At 66.2% G+C, this 12934-nt stretch carries 8 protein-coding genes and 9 pseudogenes; 8 read left to right on the top strand and 9 right to left on the bottom strand.

All coding sequences use genetic code 11. From position 1 onward, the window contains the following. Nucleotides 1-46: 46 nt before the first annotated feature. Nucleotides 47-832, bottom strand: a pseudogene (locus AC2RP6_RS37960) (IS5 family transposase); the annotation flags it as partial. Nucleotides 833-1241: 409 nt separating this feature from the next. On the opposite strand from AC2RP6_RS37960, the pseudogene AC2RP6_RS37955 reads away from it, so the two are divergent. Then, nucleotides 1242-1490 (top strand): annotated as a pseudogene (locus tag AC2RP6_RS37955) (IS5/IS1182 family transposase); the annotation flags it as partial. Then, a pseudogene (locus AC2RP6_RS37950) lies at nucleotides 1489-1737 on the top strand (transposase); the annotation flags it as partial. The pseudogenes AC2RP6_RS37955 and AC2RP6_RS37950, both read left to right, overlap by 2 nt. Here the strand turns inward: AC2RP6_RS37950 and AC2RP6_RS37945 are convergent. Then, a complete protein-coding gene (locus tag AC2RP6_RS37945) occupies nucleotides 1657-2163 on the bottom strand; it encodes a hypothetical protein (protein WP_486450714.1) in 507 nt (168 codons plus the stop codon). The pseudogene AC2RP6_RS37950 and the gene AC2RP6_RS37945 overlap by 81 nt on opposite strands. Before the next feature lie 120 nt (nucleotides 2164-2283). Between AC2RP6_RS37945 and AC2RP6_RS37940 the strand changes: the two genes are divergently transcribed. Continuing rightward, complete coding sequence (locus AC2RP6_RS37940) at nucleotides 2284-2691, top strand: hypothetical protein (RefSeq protein WP_486450713.1); 408 nt, start codon at nucleotides 2284-2286, stop codon at nucleotides 2689-2691. 173 nt (nucleotides 2692-2864) lie between these two features. Here the strand turns inward: AC2RP6_RS37940 and AC2RP6_RS37935 are convergent, their stop codons facing one another. Beyond that, entirely contained in the window at nucleotides 2865-3125 is a 261-nt protein-coding gene (locus AC2RP6_RS37935) for a hypothetical protein (protein ID WP_486450685.1), read from the bottom strand. A 709-nt stretch (nucleotides 3126-3834) separates the two neighbouring features. Here AC2RP6_RS37935 and AC2RP6_RS37930 point away from each other — a divergent pair. Then, nucleotides 3835-4498 (top strand): annotated as a pseudogene (locus tag AC2RP6_RS37930) (IS256 family transposase); the annotation flags it as partial. A 510-nt stretch (nucleotides 4499-5008) separates the two neighbouring features. On the opposite strand, the pseudogene AC2RP6_RS37925 reads toward AC2RP6_RS37930, so the two are convergent. From AC2RP6_RS37925 to AC2RP6_RS37915, 3 pseudogenes are all read right to left on the bottom strand, one after another. Next, nucleotides 5009-5835: pseudogene (locus tag AC2RP6_RS37925) on the bottom strand (IS5 family transposase). 62 nt (nucleotides 5836-5897) lie between these two features. Further along, nucleotides 5898-6211: pseudogene (locus tag AC2RP6_RS37920) on the bottom strand (RacP protein); the annotation flags it as partial. Next, nucleotides 6212-7285: pseudogene (locus AC2RP6_RS37915) on the bottom strand (IS630 family transposase). Nucleotides 7286-7457: 172 nt separating this feature from the next. Between AC2RP6_RS37915 and AC2RP6_RS37910 the strand changes: the two are divergent. From AC2RP6_RS37910 to AC2RP6_RS37895, 4 genes and pseudogenes are all read left to right on the top strand, one after another. Then, complete coding sequence (locus AC2RP6_RS37910; RefSeq protein ID WP_486450709.1) at nucleotides 7458-8273, top strand: IS5 family transposase; 816 nt, start codon at nucleotides 7458-7460, stop codon at nucleotides 8271-8273. A gap of 128 nt (nucleotides 8274-8401) precedes the next feature. Next, nucleotides 8402-9172: pseudogene (locus tag AC2RP6_RS37905) on the top strand (IS481 family transposase); the annotation flags it as partial. A gap of 222 nt (nucleotides 9173-9394) precedes the next feature. Next, complete coding sequence (locus tag AC2RP6_RS37900; protein WP_486444468.1) at nucleotides 9395-10477, top strand: IS110 family RNA-guided transposase; 1083 nt, start codon at nucleotides 9395-9397, stop codon at nucleotides 10475-10477. A gap of 26 nt (nucleotides 10478-10503) precedes the next feature. Beyond that, nucleotides 10504-10695 (top strand): annotated as a pseudogene (locus tag AC2RP6_RS37895) (integrase core domain-containing protein); the annotation flags it as partial. An 8-nt stretch (nucleotides 10696-10703) separates the two neighbouring features. Here AC2RP6_RS37895 and AC2RP6_RS37890 read toward each other — a convergent pair. From AC2RP6_RS37890 to AC2RP6_RS37880, 3 genes are all read right to left on the bottom strand, one after another. Continuing rightward, complete coding sequence (locus AC2RP6_RS37890) at nucleotides 10704-11000, bottom strand: hypothetical protein (RefSeq protein ID WP_486444356.1); 297 nt, start codon at nucleotides 10998-11000, stop codon at nucleotides 10704-10706. A 71-nt stretch (nucleotides 11001-11071) separates the two neighbouring features. Then, nucleotides 11072-11941, bottom strand: a complete 870-nt coding sequence (locus AC2RP6_RS37885; protein ID WP_486444355.1) for an IS5 family transposase — start codon at nucleotides 11939-11941, stop codon at nucleotides 11072-11074. 79 nt (nucleotides 11942-12020) lie between these two features. Beyond that, a protein-coding gene (locus AC2RP6_RS37880; RefSeq protein WP_486444433.1) for an IS5 family transposase occupies nucleotides 12021-12895 on the bottom strand; the annotation gives its coding sequence in 2 pieces (ribosomal slippage) (nucleotides 12021-12502 and nucleotides 12502-12895; 876 coding nt in all). Nucleotides 12896-12934 lie beyond the last annotated feature (39 nt).

Below are 12934 nucleotides of genomic sequence, written 5' to 3'. Positions count from 1 at the left end.
TTTCCACCTGCACTTCACGCCGACTAGGGCGCGTATTGGGTCGTGATCAAAGGTCGGTCCGGGTGAGGTCTTTGATCCAGATCATGGCGGCACGGAGGTGGAGGCCTGCGAGGTAGCTGGCGGGGTTCTTGTCGTAGCGTGTGGCGATGCCTCGCCAGGCCTTCAGCTTGTTGATCAGGCGCTCGACGGTGTTGCGTTCCTTGTAGAGGTCGGTGTCGTGGGTGACTGGCCGGCCGCCCCTGCGGCCTTTGTTCTTCCGGTTGGCGGCCTGGTCCTTCTTCTCCGGGATGACTGCCTTGATCCCGCGTTTGCACAGGTAGGAGCGGTTGTCGCGGGACGAGTAGGCCTTGTCCCCGGCGACCGCGCCGGGCCGGGTGCGCGGACGTCCGGCGGGCCCGCGGACCCGCACCTTCTTGAGCACGGGGATGAACTGGGGGCTGTCCGCGGCCTGCCCCGCGGTCAGGTCAGGGCCAGAGGCCGGCAGCGGCGGTCGGCAGCCAGGTGGATTTTGCTGGTCTGCCCGCCTCGCGATCGCCCGAGCAGAGCTGCTTTCAGACGGAGCTTGCGCCGTCGCCGGACGCGCCGTCGCTCGGCCCGGCCGGGATCCCCGGCGTTGCCGTGTCCGTCTTGTTCCGCCGTGTCGCCCCTTTTTTTGCCGGGCCGCCTCCGCCTCGAGGGCGGCCTTCTCCAGAGCGTCCAGAACCTCCTTCTCTAAGCGCATCCCGGCCGCGTCGTGATGGGCGCGGACCGTCGTGGAGTCCACGCTGACCAGCGACATGTCAGCCCTGCCCCGCCCAGCCGCCTCGGCGATCACGCCTTCCAGCAGTCCGCTACCCCAGGCCGCTGAACCGCACGCCGAGACAGAGTCAGCAGCACAGGACAGCGCGCTTCTCTCCGTAGAATTGTTAACCGGCAAGCTGCACTCGCAAATCGTCCTTTCCGCCCCGCCAGCGGTCTCCCCGCTGCTGTCAGGAGCCTGGCTGTACTTACTCACCGCCGACCACACTGTCAAGGTCATCAACCCCAGTACTGGTCTGCTGGACCGACAGCTCGCAGTCACCGAAAGCCGGGGCCCGGTCCAAACCCCCACCACCTCTTGCGGGCTGGTCGCCGGAACTGACTGGCTCGCAGTCCAGGACGACGGAGAACTCACACTTGTCGGCATGACATAGATGACATGCCGATTCCTCCGGTCATCGTGGTGTTGCCGTCTCTGGCGGTGCTTCTTTTGCGGTGGCGCCGAGCTGCGGAAATGGCTCCACGGAAAGCGCATCGGCGTCCGCATCGCACGCAAGGGCATCGAGTCCAGCGAACGACTGGGACGCCACCGACGGGGCATCGAGCGAACTATGTCTTGGCTCACCGGCTACCGCAGAATCAGCCCCCGATACGATCGCCACCCCCGCAACCACCTGGCCTTCCTCGGCCTCGCAGCCGCCCTCTGCTGCTACAAACGCCTACTCCGCCTCACCACACAGGACACGGTCTAAGGCATATGAATCCCGCGACCTGCGTAGATGGCTGCGCGGCCGCGGAGTCCGGCACCGCATCGCACGGAAGGGCATCGCACGGAAGGGCATCGAGTCCTGGGACCGGCTCGGCCGGCACCGATGGGTCGTAGAGCGGACCGTGTCCTCGCTCGCGGGCTGCCGCCGATTACACCGTCGCTACGAACGCAAGCCCCAACACTCCCTCGCTTTCGCAGGCATCGCCGCAGCCCTCATTTGCTACCGCCGACGCCAGCTTCATGAGCATCGTCGGCCCGAACGGTCCCTCGTGCTGCGCGGGTGCGGGCAGACTCACGAGCGCCGAGCCGTCGAGCTGGGACTCGACGATGAAGTCGGCGGACCAGTGAAGCGCCCCGTTGCTGCCCGGCAGCGCGTTCTTGCGGCCCTGTCCGGGCAGTCCTTGGCAACGCGTACGCGGGATTTGCCCGTCTGTCCGGGGGCGAGGGGGGATGTTCTCCAGGACGAAGGCGCACCCATTGAGCCCGGAGAGCTTGTGCTGCGAGCGGGTCGCCCAGAGCCCCGGTTCTCGCGGTCCTTGTTGACGGCGTCGGGCAGCAGTACGGCCGGGCCCCTGCTCGGCGAGCCATCGAGGCAGGATGCGCCAGAAGCCGGCGACGCCGGTGTCGCCCTTCGGCTTGAGACCGAAAAGGCCCATCGCTTCGGTGACGCCGTCGATGACAGCGAAGGTGGTCGGGCCGGTGGGGTAGAGGGTCAGGGCAGCGCGGCATGTTCGCTCCGATGTGACGACGTCGACTTCGCCCGGCGGGGGATCGTCATGCGGCAGCAGATCATGCAGGTGTTCGGGCTCAAGAAGCGGGACATGCCGCCCGTGGCCTGTCCGTACTGCGAAGGGGGGCACATCGGTCTGATATTCAGCCGGCCGAAGACGGCGAGTGATGAGGACCGGATCATCGACCTCGACGAGCTGACCGTCGGTGCACTCCTGAGTCACAAGCTGCGCCAGGAGGAGGAGCGCCGCAAGTGGAAGTCGGCGTACCGGGACTACGGGCTCGTGTTCGACCATGACGACGGCGATGCCCTACGCCCGGATCAGGTCTCCAAGCTCTTCGGTGGGCCGATCGAAGTGGTCCGGTTCGAGGACGACGTAGCCTGCCCAACGGAGAACGCCGACGGCTGCGACGGGTGCGGCTGCACGACCTGCGGCACGGGGAGGCGTCGCTGATGCTCGCCGCCGGGGTCGACATGGCGTCATCAGGGCCTGAGCAAATCCGCCGTGGCCCCTATCGGCAGCTTCGCACGGTCGGTTGAACACGCGTGAGGGTGGTGGCACTCTTACGACAACGCCCTCAAAGGAGTACCCAAGAGCAGAGTAGTGCGACGACTGGCTAACTGGATTCAGGCTGCTGGGTGAAACCCGTCATTCAGTAGTTGCCTCAGCCGATCTCGCAGCGTCTGTCCATCCAAATCTTCGATTTTGACGGACTGTGCACAGCTCCCATCATGAAAAATTATCTGAGTGACGCATTTATACAACCCGAACGAAGGTCGTTCAACAGAGATAACCGTTTGCATGAGCTGATACTCAGACGAATCGGCCGGAGAATCGTCAAGAGTTATACCTAGCTCGTTTATTCTGGCGATCAGTTCATCTTCCATGCTCCACTCCCGTGCCCAATTGCCATGAAATCACGAATTTTCATCATGCCGGTTGTCGTCATATTTAAGACATTCCAAGAGCCGCTCCTCTGCCACCGTATACGAGTTGTCCAAGATGTCCAGAAAGATGCTGGATGTAGCCTCCTCGCTGGAGCTGCAGGAACACGGCGGATTTGGTCTCCGTTTTGGGCAATTCGCCAATTGTAACCCCTCCAAGACACGACATCTGCGCGGTCTGCTGAGGACAAGGTCACTCAGGGGACTTTCCCCCAGGTTGGGTTCAGGAGGGTGGCCCTGTCTTGAGTAGTGCCTGCTCACACACGCGTGAGGTTCCGACGCCCAGTACGGCCGCAGATCTTAGATTGGCCGGGGAAGAGCCTGATAGGGCAGTAAGCAAGTCATTGCAGGTCGCCGCTCTAAAGCTTCGGATTCGTGAGTGTCTTCAGGGTGAGTGACTGCCATCGGAGTTTTTGTGGACGCGGTGAACTCCTAGTAGTTGATGATGGGCTCACGGTAAGCGTGGATGGCTTACTTACGGGCGATGCGCGCACCCTCCGACGATTCGGCCTGATCGACTCCTAGTAAACTCCGCCAACTCACCCCGGAGGCGTTCCGCTTCCCCCAACCTCATGCGCTCAAACTGCACACGAGCAGGCAAGTCACACGACGTAACGAAGCACTACTAGCCACTGTCTTCAAATGCTCACCCCTCGCGGTCACGGCCGAGGGCAACCGCGACATCCTCGGGCTCTGGGCCGGCAGCGAAGGAGGCGAAGGCGCCAAGCACAGGCTCCGTGTCCTGACCCAGCTGAAGAACCGCGGCCCCGAGGACATCCTGATGCTGGTTTGCGACGGCTTGAAGGGCCTGCCCGACACGGTCTGGGGAGGTCTGGCCCAAGACCGTCGTGCAGACATGTGTCGTTCACCCACTGCGGGCTTCGTTCCGCTACGCCGCCCGCCAGGACTGGGACAAGATCGCCAAACCACTCAAGCCCGTCTACACCGCTCCGACCGAAGATGCCGCGACCAGCCGGTTCCTGGAGTTCTGCGAGGAATGGGCCACCAAGTATCCAGCGATCGTCCGGCTCTGGGAGAACGCCTGGGCCGAGTTCGTCCCCTTCCTGCAGTTCGACGCCGAGATCCGCCGGATCCACTGCACCACCAACGCCATCGATTCCGTCAACGCCCGCATCCGCCGGGCCGTGAGGACCCGCGGCCACTTCCCCTCCGAGAACGCCGCCCTGAAGTGCGTCTACCTCGCGGCGATGTCCCTCACCCCGACGGGCACCGGCCGCAAACGCTGGACCACCCGCTGGAAGCGGGCCCTCCAAGCCTTCGACATCGCCTTCGACGGCCCCCTCACCAACAACCGAATCTGGCCCGACCAGCCAACCCAATTACACCAAAAACTCTACAGAACCAAAGAATCTCCGACTCAAGTCTGGCCACGCCTTCTCGGACTCTGCCCTGTTCGTCGAACCTGGCCGACAAGGGGGTGGTGTCGTCTAGCATCGTGACAGGGATGAGCCGCCAATCGATGGGACCCATCCCGAGTAGCACATCCTGCATTCTTTTCGAGATGATGGGCCAGGCCACATTGTTATCCGGGTGTCGACCTTCGCCAGTGTTTCGATGTTGGCGTCGAAGTAGATTACGTCAGGGACGGGGATCACCTTTTTCATCATCCACCCCACCGCGTTCTCGCACCCCGGGTATTTGACGAGGGATGCGGTGTTCGGATCGTCGGGGTGCATGTATGAGGTGTCCCAGAAGATTTTGAAGGCCGGGTCGTTCATAGTGTTCCTTCGGTTTGGGAATGTCTGCGGTTCTGTGATTGTCGCGCACGATTGCTGGAGTGGGGGGTTCCGAGGTGCGGTGGTCGCTCAGAAGGGGGATGTGGCCGGGGTTGATGCCTTGGTGAGTCGGCGGGTCATGAGGGTGATCGCTGCCCAGGTGATCAAGGCTTCGGAGTGCTGGATGAGACGTTCGTAGTCTCGGGCGTGGCGGCGGGCGTGCATCATCCGGGCGATGCTGCGTTCGACGACCCAGCGGCGGGGCAGGATCACGAATCCGGCAGTGTCCTTGGGCCGGCTGACGGGTTTGATCGTCAGGTTGAGGCGGGTCTTTGCCCAGGTCACGAGCTTGCCTGCGTAGGCGGAGTCGGCCCAGACGATGGTGATCTCGGGGTGGGTGAGGCGGAGGCGGAAGAGGATTTCCTGGCTGCGTCGCGGTCGCTGAGGGAGGCGGGGGTGACCATTACCATCAGGGGCAGGCCGCGGGTGTCGACTACCAGGTGGCGCTTGAGGCCGTTGATTTTCTTGCCGGCGTCGTAGCCGCGGGTGGCCTTTGAGACGGTTTCGGCGGCCTTGACGGACTGGGAGTCGATCACGGTGGCGACGGCTCGGGGGCCTTTGCCCATGGTGCGGCGGATGCGTGAGGCGAGGTCGTCGCGGATGTGGCCGACGATTCCGGTGGCGGCCCAGCGGGCCATGAACCCCCAGACGGTTCGCCAGGGCGGGAAGTTCGCGGGCAGGGAACGCCACTTGCAGCCGGTGTCCACCACGTATCTGATCGCGTCGACGATCTCGCGCCGGGGATGTTTCTCGGGCCGGCCGCCGATGGTGGTCTCGCAGGCCGAGACGGGCAGGAGGGGTTCGATCAGGGCCCACTCGGCGTCGGTGGTGTCGGTGGGATAGTGGCGGGGACGCATGGCAACCGGTGCCCTCCAGACATGGGTGCGGGGCCGGACGGCTTCGCCAGGGGTGGGAAGAATCAGGCTGAGGCGATCAGGTCGAGGGTGTATTCGATCGAGTTGAGCTGGGCGACGATGTGGCGGACCCACTTGTCCCCTGGGTGGGCGGCGGCGTGCGGGGCGACGGTGCCGGTGATGACCGGCGGAACTGGGTGAGCTTCTCCTTCACGACCTGCCGTTGGTATGCCTCCAGCACGGCCCGCTCCGCGCCGAGCTGATAGCCGTCGCTGCGGGTCCAGATCAGCGGCGGCCAGCCCTTGGTGGCGGCTTCGTCCTTCAGCGCGGCGAGCCCGTCGAGAACCTGGTGCTCGGAGAATGCGCTGGCGCGGACGAGCTAGTGATCTGGTTCGGAGATGCGTGAGCAGTGGCGGCAGATCTGGTTGAGGGTCTGGTCGGCGGTCTTGGTCCACTTGAAGGGCCGGCGTCGTCGTTCCAGACCTTGATCCAGCCTTCGAGTGCGGTTTTGAGGTCGTTGGGTGAGCAGAACACTCCGCGCTCCAGGCAGCGCTGTTCCAGCTTGGCGAACCACCGCTCGACCTGGTTGATCCACGACGAGTAGGTGGGGGTGAAGTGGAGCTGGAACCGGGGGTGCGCCAGAAGCCACCTGTGCACCACCGGCGCCTTGTGGGCGGAGAGACTGTCGCAGATCACGTGGACCGCCAGGCTCTTGTCGGTCTGGCGGTCGATCTCGTCGAGGAAGTCCCGGAAGTCCACTGCCCGGTGCTGCGCGGACAGTTTCGTGATCACTTTGCCCGTCGCGGTGTTCAGGGCGGCGAACAGGTCGACGGCGCCGTGCCGGACGTAGTCGAAACTGCGCCCCCGGGATCATGGGCAGCACCGGCGCGGTCCGCTGAAGGGCCTGGATCTGCGGTTTCTCGTCCACCGCGAAGACCACCGCGTTCGCCGGCGGAGCGAGATACAGGCCGACGACGTCGCGGATCTTCTCGATCAGGAACGGGTCCGGGGAGATCTTGAAGGTCTCGGTCCGCCACGGCTGGAGGCCGAAGGCATGCCAGATCCGCAGCACACTGGCTGGCGAGATGCCCACGGCCTTGGCCAGTTCCCGCTTGGACCAGTGCGTCCCGCCAGGAGAGGTTTCCTCCAGGGTGCGGACCACCACCTCTTCCACCTGGGCGTCGGTGATGGTCCGCGGGACCCCGGGCCGCGGTTCGTCCGCGAGTCCATCGAGCCGGTCTCGCAGGAACCGGGCCCGCCACTTCGCGACGGTGCCCCGGTCCACTCCCAGCCGGGCGGCCACCGCCAGGTTCGGCCCACCCACCGCGCACGCCAGCACGATCCTCGCCCGCAGAGCCAGACCCTGCGCGGTCGCCCGACGCCTGACCCAGTTGCTCAACACCTGCCACCCGGCCCCACTGAGGACCAGCGCCTCCAGCCTGCTGCCACCCACAACCCACAGCACACCGAAGCCAGCCAGCGCCCGTCAGCCAAACCCGCGAATTGGTACGCAAAGCAACTCACGTGCTGCCGAATCAACTCACAACCAAATCACCAGGCCGTTTCTCTCGGATCATCTGATCGTTGGTTGATGTGTGTCGTTGACTGACGCGTAGTGGGCGCGGATCGAGTTGTTGCTGCCGGACCGGACGCCGAAGCGGGGTGGGCGGTGGCGTGATCACCGGCAGGTGATCGATGCGATCGCGTTCAAGTACCGCACCGGCACGCCGTGGATGGATTTGCCCGACCTGTTCGGCTCGTGGAAAGGCGCCTACAGCAGGCTGCGGAGGTGGGCGATCGACGGTACGTGGGACCGCGTCTTCGCCGCGCTGCTCGCCCAGGCCGACGCCGACGGCGACCTGGACTGGGTCGTCGCGGTCGATTCCACGATCGTCCGTGCCCATCAGCACGCCGCCGGGGCCCGTCAAAAGGGGGCCCCGGCCGGCGAGCCGCACGACCATGCCCTCGGACGGTCCCGCGGCGGACTGACCACAAAAATCCACCTCGCCGCCGACGGCCTCTGCCGCCCGCTGGCCTTCGTCGTCACACCCGGCCAGGCCGGCGACGCACCAGCGTTCACACAGGTCATGACCGCCATCCGAGTGGCCAGACCCACAGGCAGACCCAGAACCCGGCCCACGGTCGTGCTGGCTGACAAGGCCTATTCGTCCCGCGCGATCCGTGAGCACCTGCGCAAGCGCAAGATCCGGGCGGTGATCTCGCAGCCTGCCGACCAGATCGCCAACCGCAAACGCCTTGGTAGCAAGGGCGGCAGGCCTCCGGCGTTCGACAAGACCGCCTACAAGCAGCGGAACACCGTCGAGCGGTGCATCAACAAGCTCAAGCAGTGGCGCGGCCTGGCCACCCGCTACGACAAGACCGCAACGGTCTACCGGGCGGCCCTGCACCTCGCGGCCATCCACATCTGGACCGCGAGGTGATCGCCAAGAAACGGCCTAGGTGTGTTGTCCCGGGACGTTGGTGACACGCGTGCTGGGTTCTTGAAATGGGTGAGGGCCTCCGGGTTCGGTGTGGATTGCGACATCTGCACCGGAGACAGGAGGCCCTCGTGGTCCACCGTAATGCCCCGCTGACCGAGACCGGACGACTGCGTCTGGCGCGTTGTGTCGTGGACGACGGCTGGCCCCTGCGGCGGGCCGCGGAACGCTTCCAGGTCAGCCACACCACCGCGGCCCGCTGGGCCGGCCGCTACCGGCAGCTCGGCATCGCCGGAATGAGTGACCGCTCCAGCCGCCCCCACCACCAGCCACGAAGGACCTCTGCCGAGATCGAGACGGAAGTGCTCCGCCTCCGCCGGGAACACCGCATCGGCCCGCTGCGGCTGGCCATCCGCTGCCGCATCGCGGCCTCCACCGCCCACCGCATCCTCACCCGGCACGGCCAGCCGCCCCTGGCCACCCTGGACCGGGCCACCGGCGAGCCCGTCCGCCGCTACGAACGCGCCCGCCCCGGCGAACTGATCCACATCGACGTCAAGAAACTCGGCCGGATCCCCGACGGCGGCGGTCACAAAGCTCTCGGTCGGGCCGCCGGCAGCCCGAACAAGGACCGCCGCAACGGCGCCGGATACGCCTACCTCCACACCGCGCTCGACGACCACAGCCGGATCGCCTACACCGAGGACCTGCCTGACGAGACCGCCCCGACCTGCGCCGGCTTCCTGGCCCGGGCCACCGCCCATTTCGCGTCCCTGGGCATCCGCGTCGAGCGGGTCCTGACCGACAACGCCTGGGCCTACAGCCGGAACACCTGGCGCGACACCTGCCGTGACCTGGGCATCCAGCCCCGCTGGACCAGGCCCTGGCGGCCACAGACCAACTGCGAGGATCTGACGGCGTTCTTCCGGTTGGTCTGACCCACAGACCAACCGGCCATTCGTGCCTTGTTGCCGATGTGTCGCCCGGCCGGGAGAACGTGTGCGGCTGCACCGGCGGACCGCCGGATGTGACCTGATAAGAGCCTGGCTCACGCGCCTCATCGCAGTTGTGTCCCCTGTGCTCCATCGGTGCGGCTCCATCCACATGGACCGCCAGGAGGACAGGTGCCCAGCAGCTCCACCACGAGCGTGACCCTCGGAGTCGACACCCACGCAGACATCCATGTCGCGGCCGCCCTCGACCAGCTCGGCCGGCGACTGGGCACGCTCACCGTTCCCTCGACACCACAGGGCTACGCCTCCCTCGAGTCCTGGGCGGCAAGCATGGGCACCATCGAACAGATCGGTCTGGAGGGCACCGGTTGTTACGGCGCCGGCCTGTCCAGGTGGATGCGGCAGCGGGGTCATCGAGTCGTCGAGGTCAACCGACCTGACCGCCAGACACGACGGCGCCGCGGGAAGTCTGACGCAGTCGACGCCGAGGCCGCGGCACGAGCGGTGCAGGCCGGCGTCGCTACGGCCATACCGAAGACCGGCGATGGTGCCGTCGAGATGATCCGCACCCTCAGGGTCGCCCGCCGCAGCGCGATGAAGGCCCGCACCCAAGCCGTCAACCAGCTCAGATCCCTGATCGTGACGGCTCCCGACACTCTTCGCGAGCGCATCCGCGGCCTCCACCGGTCGGAGCTGATCCGCACCGTCACTCGCTGGCGGACGGGAGCTGAACCGGACACGCTGACCGCAGTCACCAAGCTGGCGATGAGGTCCATCGCCCTCCGGTATCAACAGCTCAGTGACGAGATCGCAGGACTAGACCGTCACCTGCACAGGCTCGTTAGCCAGGCAGCAGCCGAGCTCATGGCCGTCAAGGGGCTTGGCGCCGAGACGGTCGCAGCCCTGCTCATCGCCGTCGGCGACAACCCCGAACGGCTCCGGTCCGAGTCGGCCTTCGCCCACCTCTGCGGCGTCGCCCCCATCCCCGCTTCTTCAGGCAAGACCAGCCGCCACCGCCTCAACCGCGGCGGCGACCGCCAGGCCAACCACGCCCTCTACATGATCACGGTCACCCGCATGGCCTGGGAACCACGCACACGCGCCTACGTCGCCCGCAGGACAGCCGAAGGCAAGACGAAGACCGAGATCATCCGCTGTCTGAAACGGCACATCGCACGCGAGATCTACCGGCTGCCCGTCCCCCGCATCCCAGCCCAGCCGCCGTCCCAACAGGACCTGGCAACCGCAGCCTGACCGTCCTTGACAGCTATAAGAGCATCGGCAAGGTCGAACGCTTCCACCGCACCCTGCTCGAGGAATGGGCCTACCAGCGGCCCTACACCTCAGACCGTGAGCGGATGGAAGCCTTCACCGACTGGCTGCACTGGTACAACTACCACCGACCCCACACCGGGATCGCAGGCCAAACACCAGCCAGCCGCGTCACCAACCTCCCCGGACAACACAACTAGGCCGTGTTTTAGGAAGCGCGGGCGGCCAGCCACTTGGTGAGGTCGCCCGCGATCCGGTCGCTGCCGGTCTCAACGGTGACGTCGTGCTCGCGGGTGCTCGTGTCGCGGCGGACGATCTCGTAGCCGCCCTCGTCCAGCACGGAGACGGAAGCGAACCAAACCGGGTCGTCCTCGTCGGGCTGGATCACGACGAAGGTGTTGTCCGTGCCGTTCAGATCGCCGATGAGCATGAACAGTGCGTCCTCGGACGGGTCGTCGATGTGGTCGCCGTTCTCGCTGTCGGCGCAGTAGTAGTCGGCGGCCACGGGCCCTCCCCTTGCGTGTGCTACTCGTTCCCGGTGGTCAGGATGGCACGGCCCGGCGGCCGGCCGGTGGTTCACAGCCACTGGCTGATCGCCGCGATGTGAACGGCAGCCTCGAAACGCACAGCGAGCTTGTCGTATCTGGTCGCGACAGCCCGGTGCTGCTTGAGGCGGCTGATCCCGCACTCCACCGCGTGACGCGCTTTGTAGTCCTGCCGGTCGAAGGCCGGCGGGCGGCCACCATCACGGCCGCGGCGCTTGCGATTTCGGACCTGGTCGGCCGGCTCCGGGATCGTGCACCGGATCCCGCGTCTGCGCAGGTAGGCACGGTTGGCGCGCGAGGAATACGCCTTGTCTCCCCGCACCCGCAAGGGTTTGCGCCGGGGGCGCCCACCGCCGGGCTTGGGCACGCGGATGGCTTCGAGGACCGGCTCGAACTGCGGGCTGTCGCCCCGCTGGCCAGCCGTGACCAGCAGCGACAGCGGCTTCTGGCCCTGCTCGCACGCCAGATGGATCTTCGTGGTGAACCCGCCCCGGGACCTGCCCAGCCCGTGATCGTCCGGCTGATTGCCGACTCCGCCGGGCGGCTCCTTCTGCCCAGCGCCGTTACGGCGGGCACCAGCCGCATGCTGGTGGGCCCGGCAAATGGTGGAGTCGACGTTGACCTCCCAAGCGATCAGCCCAGCCGCATCCGCCCTCGCCTGCAACAACGTCAGCAGCCGCCCCCACACACCCTGGCGCTGCCACCTGCGGAACAGCCCGTAAACGGTCTGCCAGGGCCCGTACTCACACGGCAGGTCACGCCACGGGACACCGGTCCGCACCCGCCACCGCACACCGTCCACCAACCGCCGCCGGGAAGGCGACCTGCGGCTCACACCAGCCGCAGGCAGCAACGACTCCAGCACAGACCACTGCTCATCAGAAAGATCCCCACGCCCCACACGATGATCATCACGGCATGAGGCGTGAACCGGAACCCCGACCTAAAACACGGCCTAGGGCCTGTTGTGAAAGTGCTGGTCACAGCCATTCGTTGATGGCTGCGATCAGCACTGTCGCTTCGTAACGGACGGCGAGTTTGTCGTACCGGGTGGCGACGGCCCGGTGGCGCTTGAGCCGGTTGATCCCGCACTCGACCGCGTGCCGCTGCTTGTAGTCGTCCTTGTCGAACTTTGGCGGGCGCCCGCCGCGCGATCCGCGCTTGAGGCGATTGCGGACCCGGTCCGCCGGAACCGGGATGGTGGCTTTGATTCCGCGTCTGCGCAGGTAGGAGCGGTTGCTGCGGGAGTCGTAGGCCTTGTCTGCCCGGACCCGGTCTGGCCGCTTGCGCGGCCTGCCGAGCCCGAGCCGGGGCACCCGGATCGCCTCCAGGACCGGCTCGAACTGCGGGGAATCACCCCGCTGCCCAGCCGTGATCACCACCGACAGAGGCTTCTGCCCCTGCTCGACCGCGAGGTGGATCTTGCTGGTCAGTCCGCCACGGGAGCGTCCGAGACCGTGGTCGGCCGGCTCGACGAACACTCCGCCGGGCGGCTCCTTCTGGAGGTCCCCCTTTTTGCCGCCCCGGCGGCGTGCTGATGGGCCCGGCAGACGGTGGAGTCGACATTCACGTCCCAGGTGATCAGGCCCTTCGCATCAGCCTCGGCCTGGAGCCGCGTGAGGATCCGGGCCCACGTGCCGTCCCGCTGCCAGCGCCGGAACAGGTCATAGACCCGGTCCCACGGCCCATAGCGTTCGGGCACGTCCCGCCAGGGAGCGCCGGTTCGGGTCCGCCACCGTATGCCGTCTATCAGCTGCCGCCGTGTCCATACCTGCGGACGGCCCGGCTTGATGCCCGTCGGCAGCAACGGCTCAAGCCGGGCCCACTGGCCGTTCGTCAGATCTCCACGTCCCACGACAGGTGATCATCAACGAACAAGATCCACTTTCGCAAC

The sequence above is a fragment of the Streptomyces sp. WAC03905 genome, assembly GCF_057371075.1.
The sequence above is the reverse complement of the archived record's forward strand: the minus strand, read 5'-3'. Positions and strand labels throughout refer to the sequence as shown.